The sequence below is a fragment of the Streptomyces sp. NPDC059524 genome, assembly GCF_042749255.1.
GTDB lineage: Bacteria > Actinomycetota > Actinomycetes > Streptomycetales > Streptomycetaceae > Streptomyces > Streptomyces xanthii.
The window spans coordinates 1-21,376 of record NZ_JBHYTK010000140.1 but is presented as its reverse complement, the minus strand read 5'-3'; the positions used below and the strand labels follow the sequence as shown (position 1 = coordinate 21,376).

Genomic DNA, 21,376 nt, shown 5'->3' with positions numbered 1-21,376 from the left:
ATTCCGAACCCGGAAGCTAAGCCTCACAGCGCCGATGGTACTGCAGGGGGGACCCTGTGGGAGAGTAGGACGCCGCCGAACAAATTTTGAAGAAAGCCCCGGACCGGGACACGGTCCGGGGTTTTCTGCGTTTACGGGGGTATTCCGTCCGAGGCCGCCGCCCCTGGGTGGAACGGGGCGGGACTAGAGGCGGCCGGCGGATTTGAGGGCGAGGTAGGCGTCGGCCAGGGCCGGGGCCAGTTCGGTGGGGGTCGCGTCCACGACCGTTACGCCGTGGCGGGTCAGTTGGTCGGCGGTGCGGAGGCGTTCCGCCTTCGTCTGGGCTGCCGAGGCCGCGTTGTAGACCGCTTCCGTGGTGCCGCGGGCCGCTGCCATCGTTTCGATCGCGGGGTCCGCCACCGAAGCCACGATCACCGTGTGGCGCTTGGTGAGGCGGGAGAGGACCGGGAGAAGGCCCTCTTCCACGGGGGCCGCGTCCAGCGACGTGAGAAGAACGATGAGCGAGCGGCGGGGAGCGGTCTGCAGGGCCGTCGCGGTCAGGCCGCGGGCGTCTGTCTCGACCAGCTCCGGCTCCAGCAGGGCCATCGCGTTGACCAGCGCCGGGAGGACATCGCCCGCGGTGCGGCCCTGGACGAGGGCGCGGATGCGGCGGTCGTAGGCGAGGAGGTCGACGCGGTCGCCGGCGCGGGAGGCCAGGGCGCCCAGCAGGAGGGCGGCGTCCATGGAGGCGTCGAGGCGTGGGGCGTCGCCGACGCGGCCGGCCGAGGTGCGGCCCGTGTCGAGGACGAGCAGGATGTGGCGGTCCCGTTCCGGGCGCCAGGTGCGGACGGCGACGGCGGACTGGCGGGCGGTCGCGCGCCAGTCGATGGATCGGGTGTCGTCGCCCGGAACGTATTCGCGCAAGCTGTCGAACTCGGTTCCTTCGCCCCTGGTCAGGACGCTTGTGCGGCCGTCGAGTTCACGGAGGCGGGCCAGCTTCGAGGGCAGGTGCTTGCGGCTGTGGAACGGCGGGAGGACGCGCAGCGTCCAGGGGACGTCGTGGGTGCCCTGGCGGGTGAAGAGGCCGAGTGGCCCGTAGGAGCGGACCGTGACGCGGTCGGCTTTGCGGTCGCCTCGGCGAGTGGGGAGCAGGCGGGTCGTCACGCGGCGGCGTTCGCCCGCGGGGATTGTGACGCGGAGGCGGGACGAGGCGTACTCGGTGCCGGGGCGCCACGTGCTCGGCGGCCAGGCGTCGCGGAGCTGGGCGCGCAGGGGGCGGCGCGAGGGGTTGGTGACGGTGAGCGTGACGTCGGCCGGGTCGCCGAGGCGTACGGAGGTGTCGCCGGAGCGGGTGAGGCGCAGGCGGCGTACGGGGGCGGCCAGGGCGAAGTCGCAGGCGCAGGCCAGGGCCAGCGGGGTGTTCACGGCAAGGATGCCCGTCCAGCTGGGCTCCCAGATCCCTACGGGGAGGGAGCCCAGCGCGGCGAGCAGGGCCGTGCGTCCGGTGAGGGCCATGTCGGTTCTCTCGGCTCCGGCCTCGTCAGCGGGGGACGGGGACGTGGGTGAGGATCGCGTTGATCACGGAGTCCGGGGTGACGCCCTCCATCTCGGCCTCCGGGCGGAGCTGGATGCGGTGGCGGAGGGTCGGCAGGGCCAGGGCTTTGACGTCGTCGGGGGTGACGTAGTCGCGGCCGGTCAGCCAGGCCCAGGCGCGGGCCGTGGCGAGCAGGGCGGTGGCTCCGCGCGGGGAGACGCCGAGGGTGAGGGAGGGCGATTCCCGCGTCGCGCGGCAGATGTCGACGACGTAGCCCGTGATCTCGGGGGAGATCGTGGTCTTGGCGACGGCGGCGCGGGCTGTTTCCAGGTCGGCGGCGGTGGCGACGGGGCGGATGCCGGCGGCGCGCAGGTCGCGGGGGTTGAAGCCGCCGGCGTGCCGGGTGAGGACGTCGATCTCGTCCTGGCGGGTGGGCAGCGGGACGTTGAGCTTGAGGAGGAAGCGGTCCAGCTGGGCTTCGGGGAGGGGGTACGTGCCCTCGTACTCCACCGGGTTCTGGGTCGCGACGACCATGAATGGGTCGGGGAGGGGGCGCGGGGTGCCGTCGACCGTGATCTGGCGTTCCTCCATGGCTTCCAGGAGGGAGGACTGGGTCTTGGGCGGGGTGCGGTTGATCTCGTCCGCGAGGAGGAGGTTGGTGAAGGCGGGGCCCGGCTGGAAGGAGAACTCCGAGGTGCGGGTGTCGTAGACCAGGGAGCCGGTGACGTCGCTCGGCATCAGATCGGGGGTGAACTGGACGCGTTTGGTGTCGAGTTCGAGGGAGGCGGCGAGGGCGCGGACGAGGAGGGTCTTGGCGACTCCGGGCACGCCTTCGAGGAGGACGTGGCCGCGGCACAGGAGGGCCACGACCAGGCCCGTGACGGTGGGGTCCTGGCCGACCACGGCCTTGGCGATCTCGGCGCGCAGGGCTTCCAGGGAAGCCCGTGAGCTGCGGGGATCGGTCGTGGGCCCGGCGTTGTCAGTGGTCGGGTCCATCATGAATGGCGTACCTCTCTTTCGAGGGCGTCGAGGTGGTCGGCGAGTGCGATGAGTGCTGCGTCGGTCGCGGGGGGCGGGCCGAAGAGGAGGGTGTGCAGGTCCCGGTCCGGGGTGGGGAGTTGGCGGGCCAGGGCGGGGAGGAAGGTCTCGGGCGTGTGGGCCTGGGACGGGGGGACGCCGATGAGGGGGGCGAGCCGGGTGCGGGTGGAGAGACGCAGGGCGGCTGCGGCGCGGTCGCGGGCGTTCGCCTTGCGGTAGAGGCGGGCGCGGCCTTCGGTGGTCTCGGAGGCGCGGATCGTGACGGGGAGGCGCTCGGGGACCAGGGGGCCGAGGCGGCGGGCGCGCCAGAGGGCGGCGAGGGCTGCAGCGATGAAGAGCTGGAGTGTGCCCCAGAGCCAGCCCTTGGGGATCAGGTCGAAGAAGCCGCGCTGGTTCTGCGCGTCGGTGGCGGCCGAGGTGTCGGAGAGGGAGGGGAGGTACCAGACCAAGTGGGGGCGGGTACCGAGGAGTTGGAGGGCGAGCGAGGCGTTGCCCTGCTCGTCGAGGGTGTCGTTGAGGAGGATGTCGGGGGCGCCGAGGATCACGGTGTCGCCGGTGCGGTCTGCGGTGCCGGTGTCCGAGGGGAGCGTGGGGAGGCGCAGGAGGGTGGCGGAGCCGTTGCTCGGGTAGCAGGTGTCGGCGTCGGGGAGTGTCGTGCCGTAGCGGAGTCCGCCGGTGTCCGCGGGGCCGGCGCGGCGGGCCTCGGGGAGGCTGCACTCGGGGTCGAGTGTGGTGTCCGGGGCGGGTTCGGGGTCGGCGGTGACGCCTGGGGCGAGTCGTTCCACGGCGGAGGTGCCGGGGGCGACGAGGACGGTGCGGCCGGCGGCGCCGGGGCCGTGTGCCGTCGCGGCGAGGCGGCGCTGCTGGTGGGGCGTCAGCAGGTCGGGGACGGCGACGAGGAGGGTCGTGTCGGGGCCGGCCGCGGCGCGGGCCTCGGGCGCGGTGGTGACGACGCGGGTGTCGACGCCGCGGTCGGCGAGGAGTTCGGCCACGGCGCGGCTGCCGAAGCGGTCGGCGGAGCGGGGGTCGAGCGTGCCGTGCCGTTCTCCGGAGCGGACGGCGGCGATCGCGATGCCGGCGATCAGGAGGAGGACGAGGGCGAGGGCGATGCCACGCGTGCGGGTCCATACCTGGCGGACGGTGGGGGTGGTGGAGGTGCCGCCGGTGCCGGGGGTCGGGGGCGTCGGCGGGGGTGCGGTGAGGGTCGTCGTCGCCCCGGTCGTCGGGCCGGGGGGTGGCGTCGGCGAGGGAGTGGTGTGAGCAGCCGGGTGGGGTGCGGGGTGAGGTGTGTGAGGCGAGGGGTGCGGGGGTGCGGCCGGGGGCTGCTCCGTGGGGTGCGGGGCGTCGGGGCTCGGGCCGTCTTCGGGGCGTGCGGGCCGGCCGGGGGTGGCCAGGGGGCCGGTCCGGTCACGGTGCGGCGCGTCGGGTTCCGGCGTCGGGTCGCTGGTGTGCGGGCGACCGGGGGTGTGCGGAGCGGAAGGGTGCGCCGGAGGGGTGACCGGGGTGTGGCCGGGGGAGTTCGGGGCGTCTGGGCGGCGCGGGGTGCCGGGGTTCTGGGGGGTCACCGGAGGGCTCCCTCGGGGAGGGTGGGGGTGGTGCGGGTGACCTCGGTGTCCAGGGTGGTCAGGGCGGCGTACATGGCGGCGGTGGCGGTGCGGCCGCCGTACGCGATGTCGTCGAAGGTGCGGGCCGCCGCGCGGAGGGCCTCGGCGTGCCCGGGGAGCGGGCGGGCGGCCTCGGTGGCGGCTTCGTCGGCGGTGCGGCCGGGGCGGGGGTCGAGGAGGGCGCGTTCTTCCAGGGAGCGGACGAGGGCGCGCATGCGTTCCTGGACGGCCTGGTTCCAGTGGGCCTGGGCGGCGTGGGCCTCGGCGGCGGCGCGGTGTTCGGCGGCGCTGCGGGGGCGGTCGTCGAAGAGCGGGGCCTCGGTGCGGGGGAGGCGGCGGGGGGTGCCGAGGCGCCACCAGAGGGCGGCGCCGGCGGCGAGGACGGCCAGGACGATGACGACGAGGCCGACCGCGCCGCCTGGAGTGGCGCCGGACGCGGCGGAGAAGAGGTCGCCGACCCAGTCCCAGAACGCGTCGAGGGCGCGCATGTACCAGCTCGGGTCGTTCTCGTGGTACGCGGGCTTGGACAGCTCGTCGCGGGCGGCCTCGCGCGCGGCTTCCCGCGAGATGGTGACCGGCGGCTCGTCGCCGCCGGCGCGCGTCAGCAGGGCCGGCGCGGTGAGCACTCCCCCCAGTGCGCTCACTCCATCAGCTCCCCGGGGTGGTGCCGGGGGTGTCGGCGTAGTCCTGGAGGCCCGCGGCGCGGGCGAGCTCCAGGTCGAGGGCCTCGCGGCGGATGCGCTGGTCGATGTAGAGCAGCACGGTCACGCCCGCGGTGATCGGGAAGGTGATCGTGGAGCCGACCACGGCGCCGATGCCGCTGATGATCAGGAAGGCCCAGCCGGCGTCGCCGCCGGAGTCGAGGAAGGTGCTCATGCCGTCGCCGCTGACCGCGCCCGCGATCACGGTGAAGGGCACGAGGATGATCGACGCGACGACGCCCGCGATGAGCGAGGCGAGGATCTGGATGCCGAAGACGCGCCACCAGGAGCCGCGGACGAGCTTCACGGAGCGGCTCATCGCCTTGCCGACGGTCTGCTTCTCCAGCATCAGCGCCGGGGAGGCGAGGGAGAAGCGGATCATGAGCCAGATCGCGATGACGAAGCCGACGATGCCGCCGAGGATGCCGAGGGCGGCGCCGGCGTCGGCCGAGCCGAAGATTGCCAGGAGGATGCCGGGGACCGCGCCCACGAAGACGATCACGACGGCGATCAGCGGCAGGAGCAGGGTCAAGCCGAGCAGGCGCAGGATCTGCGGGCGGGCGTCGCGCCAGGCCTCGCCGAGGGTGACGGACTTTCCGAGCACGGCCCGGCTGGTGACCGTGGTGAGCAGGGCGGTGGCGATGATCGTGCCGAGGAGGGTGACGATCTGGACCGCGCCGGTGCCGACGATGAGGCCGCCCATGGCGTCGAAGACCTCGCCCGGCGTGGCGTCGGGGTTCTGGAGGGCCTCGGAGTTCGCGGCGTCCTTGAGGACGATGCCCTGCAGGAGGACGACGAGGATCTCGGTGAGCACGGCGACGGCGAGCGAGATGCCGAGGACGGTGCGCCAGTGCGTGCGCATCGTGGAGACGGCGCCGTCGAGGATCTCGCCGACGCCGAGCGGGCGCAGCGGGATGACACCGGGCTTCGCGGCCGCGGGCTTGCCCTGCCAGCCGCCGTAACCGCCGTAGCCTCCGCCCCAGCCCTGACCGCCGCCGGGGCCGCCCGGGGGCGGGGTGCCCCAGCCCTGGCCCGGCGCCTGCGGGGGCGGCGGGGCCTGGCCGGAGCCGGCCCCGGTGTCCGTGCCGCCGGAGGGGGCGGACCACTGGGCCGGGGGCGGCTGCTCCGCGGACCACTTGGGGCCGGAGGTGTCCTTCTGGTCGTCGCTCGGACGCTGGTCGTCCTGGCGTCGGTCCTCGGGGCCGTCGGACGGGGCAGATCCGGGCGTTGCCCAGCCCGGAGTGTCGTTCATCGTCGCTCCTTCAAGGTGCCCGTCCGCGGTCGCGGCGGCAGTTCGGCTGCCATCGTGCCATGGGGTGGGCGCGGGTTGACCTGGGCCCGTAAGAGCTGGAGGCCTTCAATTGTCGGCGCTTCAGGGGGCAGACTGGGCGGATGGCTGATCAGCACGCGCAATCCGGCGAGGACATACGGCTCACCGGGGACATACAGCCCGGGACGGCCGACACCCACGGAGTCCTCGGCTCTGTCGGCTCCCTCGGCATTCCGGCGATCCGCTGGGACGAGTCCGCGGAGGGGCCGGTGCTCGTGCTGCTCGATCAGACCCGGCTGCCGGCCGAGGAGGCCGAGCTGGTCTGCACGGATCCGCAGGGCCTGGTGCAGGCGATCCGGGCGCTGGCCGTGCGCGGGGCGCCGCTGCTCGGGATCGCCGGGGCGTACGGGGTGGCGCTGGCCGCCGCGCGCGGGTTCGACGTGGCCGAGGCGGCGCAGGCGCTGGCCGGGGCCCGGCCGACGGCGGTCAATCTGGCCTACGGGGTGCGCCGGGCGCAGGAGGCCCATCAGGCCGTGCTCGCGGCACGGGGCGAGGAGGCGGCGGCCGGTGCCGCGCTCGCCGCCGCGCGGGCGCTGCACCGGGAGGACGCCGAGGGCAGTGCCCGGATGGCGGAACACGGGCTGAGGCTTCTGGACGAGCTGCTGCCGGGCGGGCAGCACCGGATCCTGACGCACTGCAACACCGGGGCGCTGGTCTCGGGCGGGGAGGGCACGGCGTTCGCGGTGGCGCTCTCGGCGCATCGTGAGGGACGGTTGCGCAGGCTGTGGGTGGACGAGACGCGGCCGCTGCTCCAGGGTGCGCGCCTGACCGCGTACGAGGCCGCGCGCAACGGGATGCCTTACACGCTGCTCACGGACAACGCGGCGGGCTCGCTGTTCGCCGCTGGTGAGGTGGACGCGGTGCTGATCGGGGCGGACCGGATCGCCGCCGACGGTTCGGTGGCGAACAAGGTGGGGAGCTATCCGCTCGCTGTCCTGGCCCGGTACCACCACGTGCCGTTCATCGTGGTGGCGCCGGTGACGACGGTGGATCCGGAGACGCCCGACGGTGCGTCCATCGAGGTGGAGCAGCGTTCGGGGCATGAGGTGACGGAGCTCACGGCGCCGCGGGCGCTGTCGGCGGGAGTGGAGGCAGGTGGCGGAATCGCGGTGGCACCGCTGGGGACGCAGGCGTACAACCCCGCGTTCGATGTGACGCCGCCGGATCTGGTGACGGCGATCGTCACCGAATGGGGCGTTGTGGCGCCTGTGACTGCTGAGGGCTTGCGTGAGCTGTGTGACAGGTCACGCCAGTCAACGATGAGCTAATGGGATGATGTGGTCCATGAAGGGACGAGTCCTTGTCGTCGACGACGACACCGCACTGGCCGAGATGCTCGGCATTGTGCTGCGTGGTGAAGGTTTTGAGCCGTCGTTCGTTGCCGACGGCGACAAGGCGCTGGCCGCTTTCCGTGAGACCAAGCCCGATCTGGTGCTCCTGGACCTGATGCTTCCCGGTCGGGACGGTATCGAGGTGTGCCGCCTGATCAGGGCGGAGTCCGGGGTTCCGATCGTGATGCTCACGGCCAAGAGCGACACCGTCGACGTGGTCGTGGGCCTGGAGTCGGGCGCGGACGACTACATCGTGAAGCCGTTCAAGCCGAAGGAGCTGGTGGCCCGGATCCGGGCGCGCCTGCGCCGTTCGGAGGAGCCGGCACCGGAGCAGCTGGCCATAGGTGACCTGGTCATCGACGTGGCCGGGCACTCGGTGAAGCGGGAGGGGCAGTCGATCGCGCTGACCCCGCTCGAGTTCGACCTGCTGGTCGCGCTCGCCCGTAAGCCGTGGCAGGTGTTCACGCGTGAGGTGCTCCTCGAGCAGGTGTGGGGCTACCGCCACGCGGCGGACACCCGCCTGGTCAACGTGCATGTGCAGCGGCTGCGCTCCAAGGTCGAGAAGGACCCTGAGCGTCCGGAGATCGTCGTGACCGTCCGTGGCGTCGGTTACAAGGCCGGACCGAGCTGACGTGTCCCGGGACAGTGCCGCTTCGGCGCCCGCCACGTCGGGGTCTCGTCCGGAGCGGCCTGTGGGACCGGCGCTCGGGCGGGGCTCCCGCCTGCGCCGGGTGCTCGACGGTGGGCTGGTGCTCCAGGGCGGGATGAACGGCAGCCCGCTGCTGCGGCTGTTCACGCGCTGGGTGCGGCGTCCGCTGCTGCCCGCGATACGGCTGTGGCGGCGCAACATCCAGCTGAAGGTCGTCGTGACGACCCTGCTCATGTCGCTCGGTGTCGTGCTGCTGCTCGGCATCGTCGTCATCGGCTCGGTGCGCAACGGCCTGCTGGACGCGAAGGTGAAGGCCTCGCAGAGCCAGGCCGAGGGCGGTTTCCGCGCGGCCAAGGACCGGGCGGACACGGCGGCGGCCGGGGTGCGCGACGGCGCGTCCGGGGACAGCCGCACCCAGCTGAATCCGAACATCTGGCTGAGCGACCTGGTCACGCAGCTGGCCAGTGGTGGCAAGGGCGCGTTCAACGTGGTGACCCTCGGCGCCAGCGACGCCGACGGGGGCAACGGGCGGGCGCCGCGTGGCTCCGGGCTCGTCGAGCCGGACCGCAGCGTCCCCGACGATCTGCGCGACCGGGTCGACCGGATGACCGGCGCGTCCCAGAAGTACACGCGGATCTACTACGACGGCGGCCAGGAGTCGCAGCCCGGCCTGGTCATCGGCAAGCGGCTCGTCGACCCCCAGGGGCACGGCTACCAGCTGTACTACCTCTTCCCGCTCACCCAGGAGGAGAAGTCCCTGAGCCTGGTCAGAGGGACGCTCGCGACGGCCGGCCTGTTCGTGGTCGTGCTGCTCGGGGCGATCGCCTGGCTCGTGGTGCGGCAGGTCGTCACCCCGGTGCGGATGGCGGCGGGCGTGGCCGAGCGGCTCTCCGCGGGCCGCCTCCAGGAACGTATGAAGGTCACCGGCGAGGACGACATCGCGCGGCTCGGCGAGGCCTTCAACAAGATGGCGCAGAACCTGCATCTGAAGATCCAGCAGCTGGAGGATCTGTCGCGGATGCAGCGCCGCTTCGTGTCGGACGTGAGCCATGAGCTGCGGACGCCGCTGACGACCGTACGGATGGCCGCCGACGTCATCCACGAGGCGCGGGTCGACTTCGATCCCGTGACCGCGCGGTCGGCGGAGCTGCTGGCCGATCAGCTCGACCGGTTCGAGTCGCTGCTCGCGGACCTGCTGGAGATCAGCCGGTTCGACGCGGGCGCCGCGGCTCTGGAGGCGGAGCCGATCGATCTGCGGGAGGTCGTGCGGCGGGTCGTGGGCGGCGCGGAGCCGCTCGCGGAGCGCAAGGGCAGCCGGGTGCGGATCGTCGGCGACGAGCAGCCGGTGGTCGCCGAGGCGGACGCGCGGCGCGTCGAGCGCGTGCTGCGCAACCTGGTGGTGAACGCGGTGGAGCACGGTGACGGCAAGGACGTCGTCGTGCGGCTCGCCGCGGCGGGCGGCGCGGTCGCCGTGGCCGTGCGCGACTACGGCGTCGGGCTGAAGCCCGGCGAGGCGACACGGGTGTTCAGCCGCTTCTGGCGGGCCGACCCGGCACGCGCGCGTACCACCGGCGGTACGGGCCTCGGCCTGTCGATCGCCCTGGAGGACGCGCGGCTGCACGGTGGCTGGCTGCAGGCGTGGGGCGAGCCCGGTGGCGGTTCGCAGTTCCGGCTGACGCTGCCGCGGACGGCGGACGAGCCGCTGCGCGGGTCGCCGATACCGCTGGAGCCGGAGGACTCGCGGCGCAACCGCGGGCTCGGCGAGGCCGGGCTGCCGGCCGACGACGGGCACAAGCGGGCCACGGTGCCGGTCCAGCCGCCCTCGGGGAGCGCCGCGCAGCAGCCGCTCGCCCCGCGCGGGGCGCAGGCGTCGGTGGAGGCCGATCCGACGGCGCTGCCGGGCAGCGGTGCCCGGGTCGTCCCCCGGGCGAACGGAAGCGGTGGCGGAGCGGTGAGTGTGCCGCGGCAGCCGGGCGAGCACGTGGAGCGGTCCGGTGACGGGGCGGCCCCCGGGACGGATCGGGCGGACGCGGAGCGCCCCGGGATGTCCGGAGGCGAGCAGGAGGAGTCGCGCACCGGTGCCGGTGAGCGGCGAGGGGAGTGACGGCGGGCGTGGGTGACCAGCGGGTGACGCGGCGGATCAGGGGGCGCCTCGTCGGCCTCGGCCTGCGTGGATCGGCCTTCGGCACGCCGGACGGGGACGCCTCCCGCGCCCCCGGGGCCGTGGAGGAGCGCGCCGGGCGGCGTGGGCCCGGCGGTCCCGTGAGGACCGGCCGGGGGCTCACCCGGGCCGGCGCCCTGGCCGGGTCCGGGGTGATCGTGCTGTCCGGGTGCGCGTCCATGCCGGACTCCGGCGGCATGCAGTCCGTCGAGGCGTCGCAGCGGCCGGACTCCCAGGTCCGCGTCTTCGCCCTGCCGCCGCGGGACAACGTGGGCCCCGGCAGCATCGTCGACGGCTTCCTCGACGCGCTGACCAGCGACGACCCTTCGTACGCCATCGCGCGGAAGTATCTGACGCCCAAGGCCGCGAAGGCGTGGCAGCCCGGGCAGCAGACCGTGGTGCTCGCCGACGGCCCGAATCCGCGGCCGACGAGCCGTCCCGACCCGGGGGACGAGGGCCACCTCTACGAGGTGACCGGCCGTCAGGTCGCTCTCGTGGACAAGCGGCAGGCCTACCGGCCGCAGGACCGCACGTACCGGGGCAACCTGCACCTCACGCAGGTGGACACGGCCAAGGGCAAGCAGTGGCGCATCGACTCGCCGCCCGAGGGCGTCGTGCTGGGTGCGTCCGACTTCCAGCGCATCTACCAGTCCGTCAACAAGTACTACTACGCCGACGATCCGCAGGCCTCCGCCGAGGACGCGCCGAAGCGGCTCGTCGCCGACCCCGTCTTCGTGCGGCAGTGGACGGACCCCCTGACCGAGACGGTTCGCGAGGTCATCAAGGGCCCGACGAGCTGGCTGGGGCCGGTCGTACGGTCGGCGTTCCCGTCGCACACGGCGCTCAAGAGCGGCGTGAAGACGCTGACGCCGGACGACGCGAACAAGCTGACCGTGCCGCTCAACCGGAGTGCGGACGCGGCCAGTCCGAGCCGCTGCAAGGAGATGGCGGCGCAACTCCTCTTCTCGCTGCGCGACTTGTCCTCGTCCAGTGTGGAAGAGGTCGAACTGGAGCGCTCCGACGGGCGGTTGCTGTGCGCGCTGTCCGAGGGCGGGGCGCAGGCGCTCGCGCCGCGCACCTCCGGGCGCCTCGACGACCAGTACTTCCTGGACGCCAAGGGGCGGCTCGTGCGGATGCCGGGCAAGAGCAGTTCGGACCGGGAGCCCGAGCGGGTTCCGGGGCCGCTCGGCGAGGGCGAGCAGGTGCTGCGTTCCGTCGCCGTGTCGCGGGACCAGGACCGGGCCGCCGCGGTGTCGAACACGGGAAGCGACCTGTACGTGACGTCGATGGTGTCCGGGGCCTCGCTCGGAGACGCCGTCGCGCACAGCCGGGCGAAGAAGGAGAACGACGGCTTCTCCACGCCGAGTTGGGACGGGCGCGGTGACCTGTGGGTCGCCGACCGGGATCCGAAGAACGCGCGGCTGCTCATGTACGGGCAGGGCATGGCCGACCAGGAGCAGGTCGTTCCGGTCGACCGGCTCGGGGACGGGGCGCGGATCGAGGCCGTGAAGATGTCCGCGGACGGGGCGCGGATCGCGCTGCTCGTCACGGAGAAGGGGACGACGTCCCTGCGGATCGGGCGGGTCGAGCGGCGGTCCGACGGGGACGGGGGGACGGACGTCTCGGTGACCGAACTGCGGGCCGCGGCGCCGCAGATGGAGGAGGTCACGGCCGTCTCCTGGGCCGGCAGCAGCCGGCTCGTGGTCGTCGGGCGGGAGGCCGGGGGGCTGCAGCAGATCCGGTACGTGCAGTGCGACGGGTCCGCGCCTACGGGGCAGGCGTTGCCGGGGCTCACTCGGGTGAGTGAGATCGCGGCGTCTGAGGATGACGGGTTGCCGTTGCTGGCGCACTCGGATGACGGGGTCGTGCGGTTGCCCTCCGGGGCGGCTTGGCAGTCCGTGCTCAAGGATGGGACCGCGCCTGTCTATCCCGGGTAGGTGGTTGCCTGTCGGTGGGGCGGGTTCGCGGGGCCGCGCCGCTGGGTTGGGGGTTCGTGGCCGGGTGCCGCGGTGTCGTGGCGTCGTGGCTGGTCGCGCCCCGCGACGGAGGCGCTGATCGGGTACAGCCCCGCGCCCCTGAAGGCGCACTTCGTGCGGCCTGGGATGAAGTTGCTGGTCGGATATGGCCGGCGCTCCTGTTTGGCCTGCCGCCGTTGGGGTTGAGCGTTGTGGTCGGGTGCTGCGCCGTCGTGGTTGCTCGCGCAGTTCCCCGCGCCCCTGAAGGCGCACTTCGTGCGCCCCAGGGGGCGTTGTGTCGGTCGCCCTCCGCGACGGAGTCGTCCCGACGGTGGGTTTTCCACAGGGGTTGTTGGGATGGGGTTCGGTTGGCATGTTGGGGGGATGCGGGGGGTTTGGGGTGAGGTGTGGGGGCTTGTTTTGCCGGGTTCCTGTGCGGGGTGCGGGGAGGGTCGGATGGCGTTGTGCGGGCGGTGCGCGGCGGCGCTCGACGGGCGGGGCGTGGGGCGGGTGCGGCCCCGGCCCGAGCCCGTCGGGCTGCCGGTGGTGCATGCCGCCGCGGTTTACGGGGGTGCGGTGCGCGGCGTGCTGCTGGAGCACAAGGAGCGGGGAGCGCTGGGGCTCGTACGGCCGCTGGGTGCGGCGCTCGCCGCCGCGGTGAGAGCCGGCGGGGAGAGGGGAGCCGTGGCGCTGGTGCCGATGCCTTCCGCGCGGCGGGCCGTGCGGGCGCGGGGGCACGACCCGACACTGCGGATCACTCGCGCCGCGGCGGGTGCGCTGCGGAGGTCGGGGGTGCCGGCGCGGGTGCTGGCCGTGCTGCGGCAGCGGCGTACGCCGGTGGACCAGGCGGGGCTCGACGCGCGGGAGCGGCTCGCCAATGTGGCGGGTGCGCTGGAGGTCGTCGAGGGCGGTGCGGGCCTGCTCGCCGAAGTTGGCCGGATCGTGCTGGTCGACGACCTCATGACGACCGGTGCCTCGCTCGCCGAGGCCGCACGCGCGGTCCGGGCGGCCCTTCCCTGCGGAACGCGTTCCATAACACTTACCGGAAGCACTCCTTCCGATGGAGAAAAGGCAGCTCGGATCGCCCTTCACGGTGCCGTGATCGCCGCTTCTCCGGATTCCTTCGAGATAAACCGGAACTGATGCTGAATCTGCGTCGTTGCAGGTAGTGAGAGGGTTCGTTCACCTGAATGGAGGTACGCGTCGGTAGAGGGTGACGACATCCGTCCGGGCGAGATATGTTCGGTTGTGAGGAACTCGGCAGGAAAGACCGGCGCCGGACCTCGCATACTCGGAATGCCCGTCCCGTGGGTCTGTACAAAGATTTTCGCAATCACCCGGAGTGGTGGGGTGGAGATCTTGTCCGCGGGGGAGGAGGAGGTGGAAGTCACCGAGTCCGCGACTCCGGAAGTGGCCGGAGTCTGGTGCAAGAGGGAGATGCTCCGCCGAGGAGCGGAGCTATCCGGGAACGGAGTTCTGCGTGGACATCGTCGTCAAGGGCCGCAAGACCGAGGTACCTGAGCGGTTCCGCAAGCACGTGGCCGAAAAGCTGAAGCTGGAGAAGATCCAGAAGCTCGACGGCAAGGTGATCAGCCTCGACGTGGAGGTGTCCAAGGAGCCCAACCCCCGGCAGGCCGACCGGTGCGACCGCGTGGAGATCACGCTGCGCACCCGTGGCCCCGTGATCCGGGCGGAAGCCGCGGCGAACGACCCGTACGCGGCGCTCGACCTGGCCACGGAGAAGCTGGACGCCCGACTGCGCAAGCAGCACAGCAAGCGGTCCACACGGCGCGGTGCCCGGCGGATCTCGGCGGCGGAGGTCGCCGAGCGCGTCCCGGACGCCGCGACGCTCAACGGGGACGGAACCATCGCCAAGGACGAGTCCGAGGTGAACGGGGTACCGACCACCAGGATCGGATCCCTCGAGGTGCAGGGCGAAGGCCCGCTCGTCGTACGGGAGAAGACCCACGTGGCGGCGCCCATGTCGCTCGACCAGGCGCTCTACGAGATGGAGCTGGTCGGGCACGACTTCTATCTGTTCGTCGACTCCGAGACCAAGGAACCCAGCGTCGTCTACCGGCGCCACGCCTACGACTACGGCGTCATCCACGTCAGCACCGACCCGATGGTCGCCCAGGCGCGGGCCGCCGACGCGGGAGACGCCATCGGCGGCTGAGCCCGGCCCACGGGCGGCTGTCCGAAAACCCACTCATCGGGTGCCCCTGGAGTGCGCGTGCGCCCCCGGGGGCACCCTCGTGCGACCCCCTCGTGCACCGCACCGTCGCCGCGCGGACGCCGAGGCATGAAATCATGGCCGAGCCGGGTCAACCGGTGTGCTGGCGCCTCGGGTTGGCCCGGCACTGGAAGACGGGCCACGGCCTTCAGGGGGAGGAACGATGGCGGACAGCTTCGGACCGATGCGAGGCGAGGACGCCGGCGCGGCCGGCGACGGCGCCGGCATGGGACCGGATGCCGGCTCCCCGCGCAAGGAGCCCATCCGGGTGCTCGTGGTGGACGACCACGCCCTGTTCCGGCGCGGGCTCGAGATCGTCCTCAAGGCCGAGGAGGACATCCAGGTCGTCGGCGAGGCGGGCGACGGCGCGGAGGCGGTGGACAAGGCGGCCGACCTGCTGCCCGACATCGTCCTCATGGACGTGCGGATGCCCAGAAGAGGCGGCATCGAGGCCTGCACCTCCATCAAGGAGGTGGCGCCCAGCGCGAAGATCATCATGCTGACGATCAGCGACGAGGAAGCCGATCTCTACGAGGCGATCAAGGCCGGCGCGACCGGATATCTCCTCAAGGAGATCTCCACCGACGAGGTGGCGACCGCCATTCGCGCCGTCGCCGACGGGCAGTCGCAGATCAGCCCCTCCATGGCGTCGAAACTGCTCACCGAGTTCAAATCGATGATCCAGCGCACCGACGAGCGCCGGCTCGTCCCGGCGCCCCGGCTGACCGACCGGGAGCTGGAAGTGCTCAAGCTCGTCGCCACGGGGATGAACAACCGGGACATCGCCAAGGAACTCTTCATCTCCGAGAACACGGTGAAGAACCACGTGCGCAACATCCTGGAGAAGCTTCAGCTGCACTCCAGGATGGAGGCCGTGGTGTACGCGATGCGGGAGAAGATTCTCGAGATCCGATAGGCGCCGCGCCCTCTTCCCGGCGCCGTGAAGGCGCTAGGAGAGGGCCGCCACGAGTGCCTTCTTCAGGGCCGGGTCGGCCATGCGCTCCACCCGCACCGTGTCGCAGCCCACCCAGCTCGCAGCCTCCCGGAGCGCCTCCGCCACCGCGGGCGCCGCCTTCGGGCCGTCCAGCGAGACCTGCTTGGCGACCAGCGTCGAGCCCTCGCGTGCCGGATCGACGCGGCCCACCAGGCGGCCGCCCGCCAGCACCGGCATCGCGAAGTAGCCGTGCACCCGCTTCGGCTTCGGCACGTACGCCTCCAGCCGGTGGGCGAAACCGAAGACGCGCTCCGTGCGGGCCCGCTCCCAGATCAGTGAGTCGAACGGGGACAGCAGCGTCGTACGGTGCCGGCCGCGCGGGGCCGACTCCAGGGCCGCCGGGTCCGCCCAGGCCGGCTTGCCGCCCCAGCCCTCCACCGTCACCGGCACCAGACCCGTCTCCTCGACCACCGCGTCGAACTGCTCGGCCTTGAGCCGGTGGTAGTCGGCGAGGTCGGAGCGGGTGCCGACGCCGAGGGCCTCGCCGGCCTGGCGGACCAGACGGCGCACGCACTCCTTGTCGTCCAGGTCGTCGTGCAGCAGCTCGTCGGGGACGGCGCGCTCGGCCAGGTCGTAGACGCGCTTCCAGCCGCGGCGCTCCACGCAGACCACCTCGCCGTACATGAGCGCGCGCTCGACGGCGATCTTGGACTCCGACCAGTCCCACCACTCGCCCTTGTTCTTCGCGCCGCCGAGCTCCGTGGCGGTCAGGGGGCCCTCGGTGCGGAGCTGCTTGATCACCTGGTCGTAGGCGCCGGGGGTGAGCTCGTGGTTCCAGTGGGGGCGGGTGCGGTAGGCGCGGCGGCGGAAGGCGAAGTGGGGCCACTCCTCGATGGGGAGGATGCAGGCCGCGTGGGACCAGTACTCGAAGGCGTGGGGGCGGGCCGGGGTCGCCGCCGACCAGTACGCGTCCTCGACCGTTCTGCGGCCCACCGCGCCGAGGCGGGCGTACGGGATCAGCTCGTGCGAGCGGGCCAGGACCGAGATCGTGTCGAGCTGGACCGCGCCCAGGTGGCGCAGGACGCCGCGCACGCCCGCCCTGCGGTCCGGGGCGCCCAGGAAGCCCTGGGCCCGCAGGGCGATGCGGCGGGCTTCGTCGGCGGTCAGGGTGACGGTGGCGGTGGGACGCGGCGGGGTCGTCATGGCCCGAACTTTAGGGGGCGGCACTGACAGTCGGGGCCGGGCTGAGGGGCCCCTGGCGGGCCGCCGGGGGCGGGTCAGGGAGTCGGGGCCGGGAGGTAGGGCAGAGGGCTGGGGAGGGGGACGTCGCAGGGGAGGAGGGCGCCGATCCAGCAGTCCCGGAGGACGCCCTTGTTGAGCAGGCCCGCGCGCAGGACGCCCTCCACGGTGAAGCCCGCCTTCTCGGCGACCGTGCGGGACGCCACGTTCCCCGCCTCCGCGCGCCATTCCAGCCGCACACAGGCCAGCTCCGTGAAGGCCCAGCGGGCGACGCCCAGGACGGCCTCCGTCATGTAGCCCCGGCCCCGGTGCTCCTTGTGCGTCCAGTAACCGACCTCCCACGCGCCCGCGCGCGGGTGGTGCAGCGAGATCGCGGCGACGATCGGTCCGTCCGGGTCCCGGCGCACCGCGAAGGTGTACTCGGTGTCGGCCCGCCAGCCGTCGGGGACCATCTGCTGCACGAAGTACTCGGCGTCCACGCGCGCGTAGGGCGACGGCACCGTGGTCCAGCGCTGGATGTCGGGGTCCTGGGCCGCCGCGAACACCTCGTCGATGTCGGCGGGCACGAACGTGCGCAGCTGCAGGCGGTCGGTGGTCAGCGTCACGGGGTCCATCGCCCGATTCTGCTCGGGGCGGACGGCGGATGTCACCAGTTTTCCTGCCGCGTACCGGCACCTTCCGAGCCGCCCGTCCGTTGGACCTGATGGCAGACCTCCCGGCGCGGTGGGGTCCTCGCATACGATGGCCGTTGCTCAGGCTGTCGCCTGGGTAACCGACCGTGCCAGGCCCGACCGGCAAGGAGACCAACCCCCGTGTCCGTCCTCTCGAAGATCATGCGTGCAGGCGAAGGCAAGATCCTGCGCAAGCTGCACCGCATCGCGGACCAGGTGAACTCCATCGAAGAGGACTTCGTGGGCCTCACCGACGCCGAGCTGAGGGGCCTCACCGACGAGTACAAGCAGCGGTACGCCGACGGCGAGAGCCTCGACGACCTGCTGCCCGAGGCGTTCGCCACCGTCCGTGAGGCCGCCAAGCGCGTGCTCGGCCAGCGTCACTACGACGTCCAGCTGATGGGCGGCGCCGCCCTCCACCTCGGATACGTCGCGGAGATGAAGACCGGTGAGGGCAAGACCCTGGTCGGCACCCTGCCCGCGTACCTGAACGCGCTGTCCGGCGAGGGCGTCCACCTGATCACGGTGAACGACTACCTGGCCGAGCGCGACTCCGAGATGATGGGCCGCGTCCACAAGTTCCTGGGCCTGAGCGTCGGCTGCATCCTGGCGAACATGACGCCGGCCCAGCGCCGCGAGCAGTACGCCTGCGACATCACGTACGGCACGAACAACGAGTTCGGCTTCGACTACCTGCGCGACAACATGGCGTGGTCCCAGGACGAGCTCGTCCAGCGCGGCCACAACTTCGCGATCGTCGACGAGGTCGACTCGATCCTCGTCGACGAGGCCCGTACGCCGCTGATCATCTCCGGCCCCGCCGACCAGGCCACCAAGTGGTACGGCGACTTCGCGAAGCTCGTCACGCGCCTGAAGAAGGGCGAGGCGGGCAACCCGCTGAAGGGCATCGAGGAGACCGGCGACTACGAGGTCGACGAGAAGAAGCGCACCGTCGCCATCCACGAGTCCGGCGTCAGCAAGGTCGAGGACTGGCTGGGCATCGACAACCTGTACGAGTCGGTGAACACGCCGCTGGTGGGCTACCTGAACAACGCCATCAAGGCGAAGGAGCTCTTCAAGAAGGACAAGGACTACGTCGTCATGGACGGCGAAGTCATGATCGTCGACGAGCACACCGGCCGTATCCTCGCCGGCCGCCGCTACAACGAGGGCATGCACCAGGCGATCGAGGCGAAGGAAGGGGTGGACATCAAGGACGAGAACCAGACGCTCGCCACGATCACCCTCCAGAACTTCTTCCGCCTCTACCAGCGTCACGACCAGGAGGGCAAGGAGATCCCCGGGCTCTCCGGCATGACGGGTACGGCGATGACCGAGGCCGCCGAGTTCCACCAGATCTACAAGCTCGGCGTCGTCCCGATCCCGACGAACAAGCCGATGCAGCGCAAGGACCAGGCCGACCTGATCTACCGCACCGAGGTCGCCAAGTTCGACGCGGTCGTCGACGACATCGCGGAGAAGCACGAGAAGGGCCAGCCGATCCTCGTCGGTACGACGTCGGTCGAGAAGTCCGAGTACCTCTCCCAGCAGCTCAGCAAGCGCGGCATCCAGCACGAGGTGCTCAACGCGAAGCAGCACGACCGCGAGGCCGTGATCGTCGCCCAGGCGGGCCGCAAGGGCGCCGTCACCGTCGCGACGAACATGGCGGGCCGCGGCACCGACATCAAGCTCGGCGGCAACCCGGACGACCTCGCCGAGGCCGAGCTGCGCCAGGCCGGCCTCGACCCGGTCGAGCACGTCGAGGAGTGGGCGGCCGCGCTGCCCGCCGCCCTGGAGCGCGCCGAGCAGGCCGTCAAGGCGGAGTTCGAGGAGGTCAAGAGCCTCGGCGGGCTCTACGTCCTCGGCACCGAGCGCCACGAGTCGCGCCGTATCGACAACCAGCTGCGCGGACGCAGCGGCCGTCAGGGCGACCCGGGCGAGTCCCGCTTCTACCTGTCGCTCGGTGACGACCTGATGCGTCTGTTCAAGGCCCAGATGGTCGAGCGCGTGATGTCGATGGCCAACGTGCCGGACGACGTCCCGATCGAGAACAAGATGGTCACCCGCGCCATCGCCTCCGCCCAGTCGCAGGTCGAGACCCAGAACTTCGAGACGCGCAAGAACGTCCTGAAGTACGACGAGGTCCTCAACCGCCAGCGCGAGGTCATCTACGGCGAGCGCCGCCGCGTCCTGGAGGGCGAGGACCTGCACGAGCAGGTGCAGCACTTCATGGACGACACGATCGACGCCTACATCGGCGCCGAGACGGCGGAGGGCTTCGCCGAGGAGTGGGACCTCGACCGGCTGTGGGGCGCCTTCAAGCAGCTCTACCCGCTCAAGGTGTCCGTCGAGGAGCTGGAGGACGAGGCGGGGGACCGTGCCGGGCTCACCGCCGAGTTCATCGGCGAGGCCGTCAAGGACGACATCCACGCCCAGTACGAGGCCCGCGAGGAGCAGCTCGGCTCCGAGATCATGCGTGAGCTGGAGCGCCGTGTCGTGCTGAGCGTGCTCGACCGCAAGTGGCGTGAGCACCTCTACGAGATGGACTACCTCCAGGAGGGCATCGGCCTGCGGGCCATGGCGCAGAAGGACCCGCTGGTCGAGTACCAGCGCGAGGGCTTCGACATGTTCACCGCCATGATGGAGGGCATCAAGGAGGAGTCCGTCGGCTACCTGTTCAACCTGGAGGTCCAGGTCGAGCAGCAGGTCGAGGAGGTGCCGGTCCAGGACGCGGCGCCCACCTCCCTGGAGAAGTCCCCGGAGGACACCGTTCCGGCGCAGGCCGGGGCGTCCCGCCCGGAGATCCGTGCCAAGGGCCTCGACGCGCCGCAGCGCCCGGACCGCCTGCACTTCCAGGCGCCGAACGCGGAGGGTGGCGTCGACGAGGGCGACTTCGTGACCGAGGGCGGCCCGACCCGCTCCGAGGCCGACGGTCTGACCCGTGCCGAGCGCCGCAAGCAGCAGAAGGGCCGTGGCCGCCGCAAGAAGTGACGGTGGCGCGGTAGTGGGTCGTACGTAGCGGAAGGGGCCGGACACCAGGTGTCCGGCCCCTTCCGTGTGCCCAGGGGTGTCACAGGGCGGCGAGCAGGGACTCCAGCGGGGCCGGGACGCGGGCCGAGGGCAGGGCCTCGGTCAGGACGCGGCCGTAGCGGATCTTGCGGCCGCTGGTGGTGCCGAGGAAGCGGCGCAGTTGCTGGGCGGCCGTGCGGTCCTGCTGGGCGGGCTGGCGCTGGAAGGTCTGCAGGGAACGCAGCTCGCCCTCCTCGCGGACGAGTTCCTCGACGCGCGGGACGCCGAGGGCGCGGATCAGCTCCTCCTCCAGGTCCGCCGCGCACACGTAGAACTCCTGCTCCTGCCCGGTGACGCCGGCCCGCTCCAGGCCGCGCTCGTAGAAGCCGCGCTCGGCCTCGTCGCACAGGCCGGTCAGGCGCAGGCCGAGGCCGTCGGGGCCGAGCAGGGCGGCGAAGCGGGCGATGCTCATGGCTCCGCCCATCGGGAGCACGCAGATGCCCTCGGCGGCGAGGTCGCGGCCGTGGCGTTCGGCGAGGGCGTCGACGGCCGCGGCGTCGCTCGGGCCCTCCAGCAGGACGGCGGTGCGGACGGGGAGGCGGGTGGCCAGGGTGCGGGCGCGGTCGCCGGGGCCGCCGGACGCCCATGCGACGACTGCCTTCCGGAACGCGGCCATGTCCGTCGCCGCGCCCCGGCCCTCCGGGTCCTCCGCCGTATCCGCCGTCTTCGCCGCATCTGTCGTCATGACACGAGTCTGCGTCTTGGGTGGGCGGGGCGACAGCGGATTTCTGTGCGGGGCCTGATGTGGCGGTGCCGTAGCTGGGCCTTGATGAATCGTGCGCACCCGGGGCTGGGCTGTCTTCGCCGTAGGGGTCGGGGATCGTTGCCGGGTGCGGTGCCGTTGTGGCTGGTCGCGCAGTTCCCCGCGCCCCTGGGGGGGCGCGTCCGCTGCGGCGCCCTTTCCGGCGGGGGCCGGGTGCGGGAGCGGTGCGGCCCCCGGGGGCGGAC

At 72.3% G+C, this 21,376-nt stretch carries 16 protein-coding genes and 1 rRNA gene; 9 read left to right on the top strand and 8 right to left on the bottom strand.

Annotated features, from left to right (window positions below):
• A 5S ribosomal RNA gene (gene rrf / locus ACFW9D_RS30065) occupies positions 1 to 81 on the top strand; the annotation flags it as partial.
• Positions 82 to 183: 102 nt separating this feature from the next.
• On the opposite strand, the gene ACFW9D_RS30060 is transcribed toward rrf, so the two are convergent.
• The 5 genes from ACFW9D_RS30060 to ACFW9D_RS30040 form a co-directional block, all read right to left on the bottom strand.
• A complete protein-coding gene (locus ACFW9D_RS30060) occupies positions 184 to 1,494 on the bottom strand; it encodes a DUF58 domain-containing protein (protein ID WP_384627035.1) in 1,311 nt (436 codons plus the stop codon).
• A 25-nt stretch (positions 1,495 to 1,519) separates the two neighbouring features.
• Positions 1,520 to 2,509: a MoxR family ATPase gene (locus ACFW9D_RS30055; RefSeq protein ID WP_188341521.1), complete on the bottom strand. Its 990-nt coding sequence runs from the start codon at positions 2,507 to 2,509 to the stop codon at positions 1,520 to 1,522.
• Positions 2,509 to 3,945, bottom strand: a complete 1,437-nt coding sequence (locus ACFW9D_RS30050; protein ID WP_384627044.1) for a DUF4350 domain-containing protein — start codon at positions 3,943 to 3,945, stop codon at positions 2,509 to 2,511. The genes ACFW9D_RS30055 and ACFW9D_RS30050 overlap by 1 nt, the downstream gene beginning before the upstream one ends.
• Positions 3,946 to 4,112: 167 nt before the next feature.
• Complete coding sequence (locus ACFW9D_RS30045) at positions 4,113 to 4,799, bottom strand: DUF4129 domain-containing protein (RefSeq protein ID WP_384627032.1); 687 nt, start codon at positions 4,797 to 4,799, stop codon at positions 4,113 to 4,115.
• A 4-nt stretch (positions 4,800 to 4,803) separates the two neighbouring features.
• Positions 4,804 to 6,108, bottom strand: coding sequence for a glycerophosphoryl diester phosphodiesterase membrane domain-containing protein (locus tag ACFW9D_RS30040; RefSeq protein ID WP_384627030.1), 1,305 nt, complete (start codon positions 6,106 to 6,108; stop codon positions 4,804 to 4,806).
• Between the two features lie 140 nt (positions 6,109 to 6,248).
• Between ACFW9D_RS30040 and mtnA the strand changes: the two genes are divergently transcribed.
• The 7 genes from mtnA to ACFW9D_RS30005 all read left to right on the top strand — a co-directional run bounded on the left by mtnA (position 6,249) and on the right by ACFW9D_RS30005 (position 15,431).
• The gene (gene mtnA / locus ACFW9D_RS30035; protein WP_384627028.1) at positions 6,249 to 7,454 is read left to right on the top strand and encodes an S-methyl-5-thioribose-1-phosphate isomerase; all 1,206 of its coding nucleotides are present in this window, start codon (positions 6,249 to 6,251) and stop codon (positions 7,452 to 7,454) included.
• A gap of 4 nt (positions 7,455 to 7,458) precedes the next feature.
• The gene (mtrA, locus tag ACFW9D_RS30030) at positions 7,459 to 8,148 is read left to right on the top strand and encodes a two-component system response regulator MtrA (RefSeq protein ID WP_018529990.1); all 690 of its coding nucleotides are present in this window, start codon (positions 7,459 to 7,461) and stop codon (positions 8,146 to 8,148) included.
• Position 8,149: 1 nt separating this feature from the next.
• Positions 8,150 to 10,270 carry an MtrAB system histidine kinase MtrB gene (gene mtrB / locus ACFW9D_RS30025; RefSeq protein WP_384627025.1) on the top strand — a complete coding sequence of 707 codons (2,121 nt, stop codon included), beginning with the start codon at positions 8,150 to 8,152 and terminating at the stop codon, positions 10,268 to 10,270.
• A gap of 236 nt (positions 10,271 to 10,506) precedes the next feature.
• Positions 10,507 to 12,264 (top strand): LpqB family beta-propeller domain-containing protein, encoded by a 1,758-nt coding sequence (locus ACFW9D_RS30020; protein ID WP_188341523.1) that lies wholly within the window; start codon positions 10,507 to 10,509, stop codon positions 12,262 to 12,264.
• A gap of 402 nt (positions 12,265 to 12,666) precedes the next feature.
• A complete protein-coding gene (locus tag ACFW9D_RS30015) occupies positions 12,667 to 13,425 on the top strand; it encodes a ComF family protein (RefSeq protein ID WP_384627041.1) in 759 nt (252 codons plus the stop codon).
• A 337-nt stretch (positions 13,426 to 13,762) separates the two neighbouring features.
• Entirely contained in the window at positions 13,763 to 14,458 is a 696-nt protein-coding gene (hpf, locus tag ACFW9D_RS30010; RefSeq protein ID WP_188338568.1) for a ribosome hibernation-promoting factor, HPF/YfiA family, read from the top strand.
• Between the two features lie 220 nt (positions 14,459 to 14,678).
• The gene (locus tag ACFW9D_RS30005; RefSeq protein WP_384627022.1) at positions 14,679 to 15,431 is read left to right on the top strand and encodes a response regulator; all 753 of its coding nucleotides are present in this window, start codon (positions 14,679 to 14,681) and stop codon (positions 15,429 to 15,431) included.
• 33 nt (positions 15,432 to 15,464) lie between these two features.
• On the opposite strand, the gene ACFW9D_RS30000 is transcribed toward ACFW9D_RS30005, so the two are convergent.
• Together ACFW9D_RS30000 and ACFW9D_RS29995 are read right to left on the bottom strand one after the other, a co-directional pair.
• Positions 15,465 to 16,652, bottom strand: a complete 1,188-nt coding sequence (locus tag ACFW9D_RS30000) for a winged helix-turn-helix domain-containing protein (RefSeq protein ID WP_384627020.1) — start codon at positions 16,650 to 16,652, stop codon at positions 15,465 to 15,467.
• A 74-nt stretch (positions 16,653 to 16,726) separates the two neighbouring features.
• A complete protein-coding gene (locus ACFW9D_RS29995; RefSeq protein WP_188338571.1) occupies positions 16,727 to 17,302 on the bottom strand; it encodes a GNAT family N-acetyltransferase in 576 nt (191 codons plus the stop codon).
• Between the two features lie 198 nt (positions 17,303 to 17,500).
• Here ACFW9D_RS29995 and secA point away from each other — a divergent pair, with 198 nt between their 5' ends.
• The gene (secA, locus tag ACFW9D_RS29990) at positions 17,501 to 20,350 is read left to right on the top strand and encodes a preprotein translocase subunit SecA (protein WP_188338572.1); all 2,850 of its coding nucleotides are present in this window, start codon (positions 17,501 to 17,503) and stop codon (positions 20,348 to 20,350) included.
• A gap of 79 nt (positions 20,351 to 20,429) precedes the next feature.
• On the opposite strand, the gene ACFW9D_RS29985 is transcribed toward secA, so the two are convergent.
• Positions 20,430 to 21,044, bottom strand: coding sequence for an ATP-dependent endonuclease (locus tag ACFW9D_RS29985; protein ID WP_384627038.1), 615 nt, complete (start codon positions 21,042 to 21,044; stop codon positions 20,430 to 20,432).
• Positions 21,045 to 21,376 lie beyond the last annotated feature (332 nt).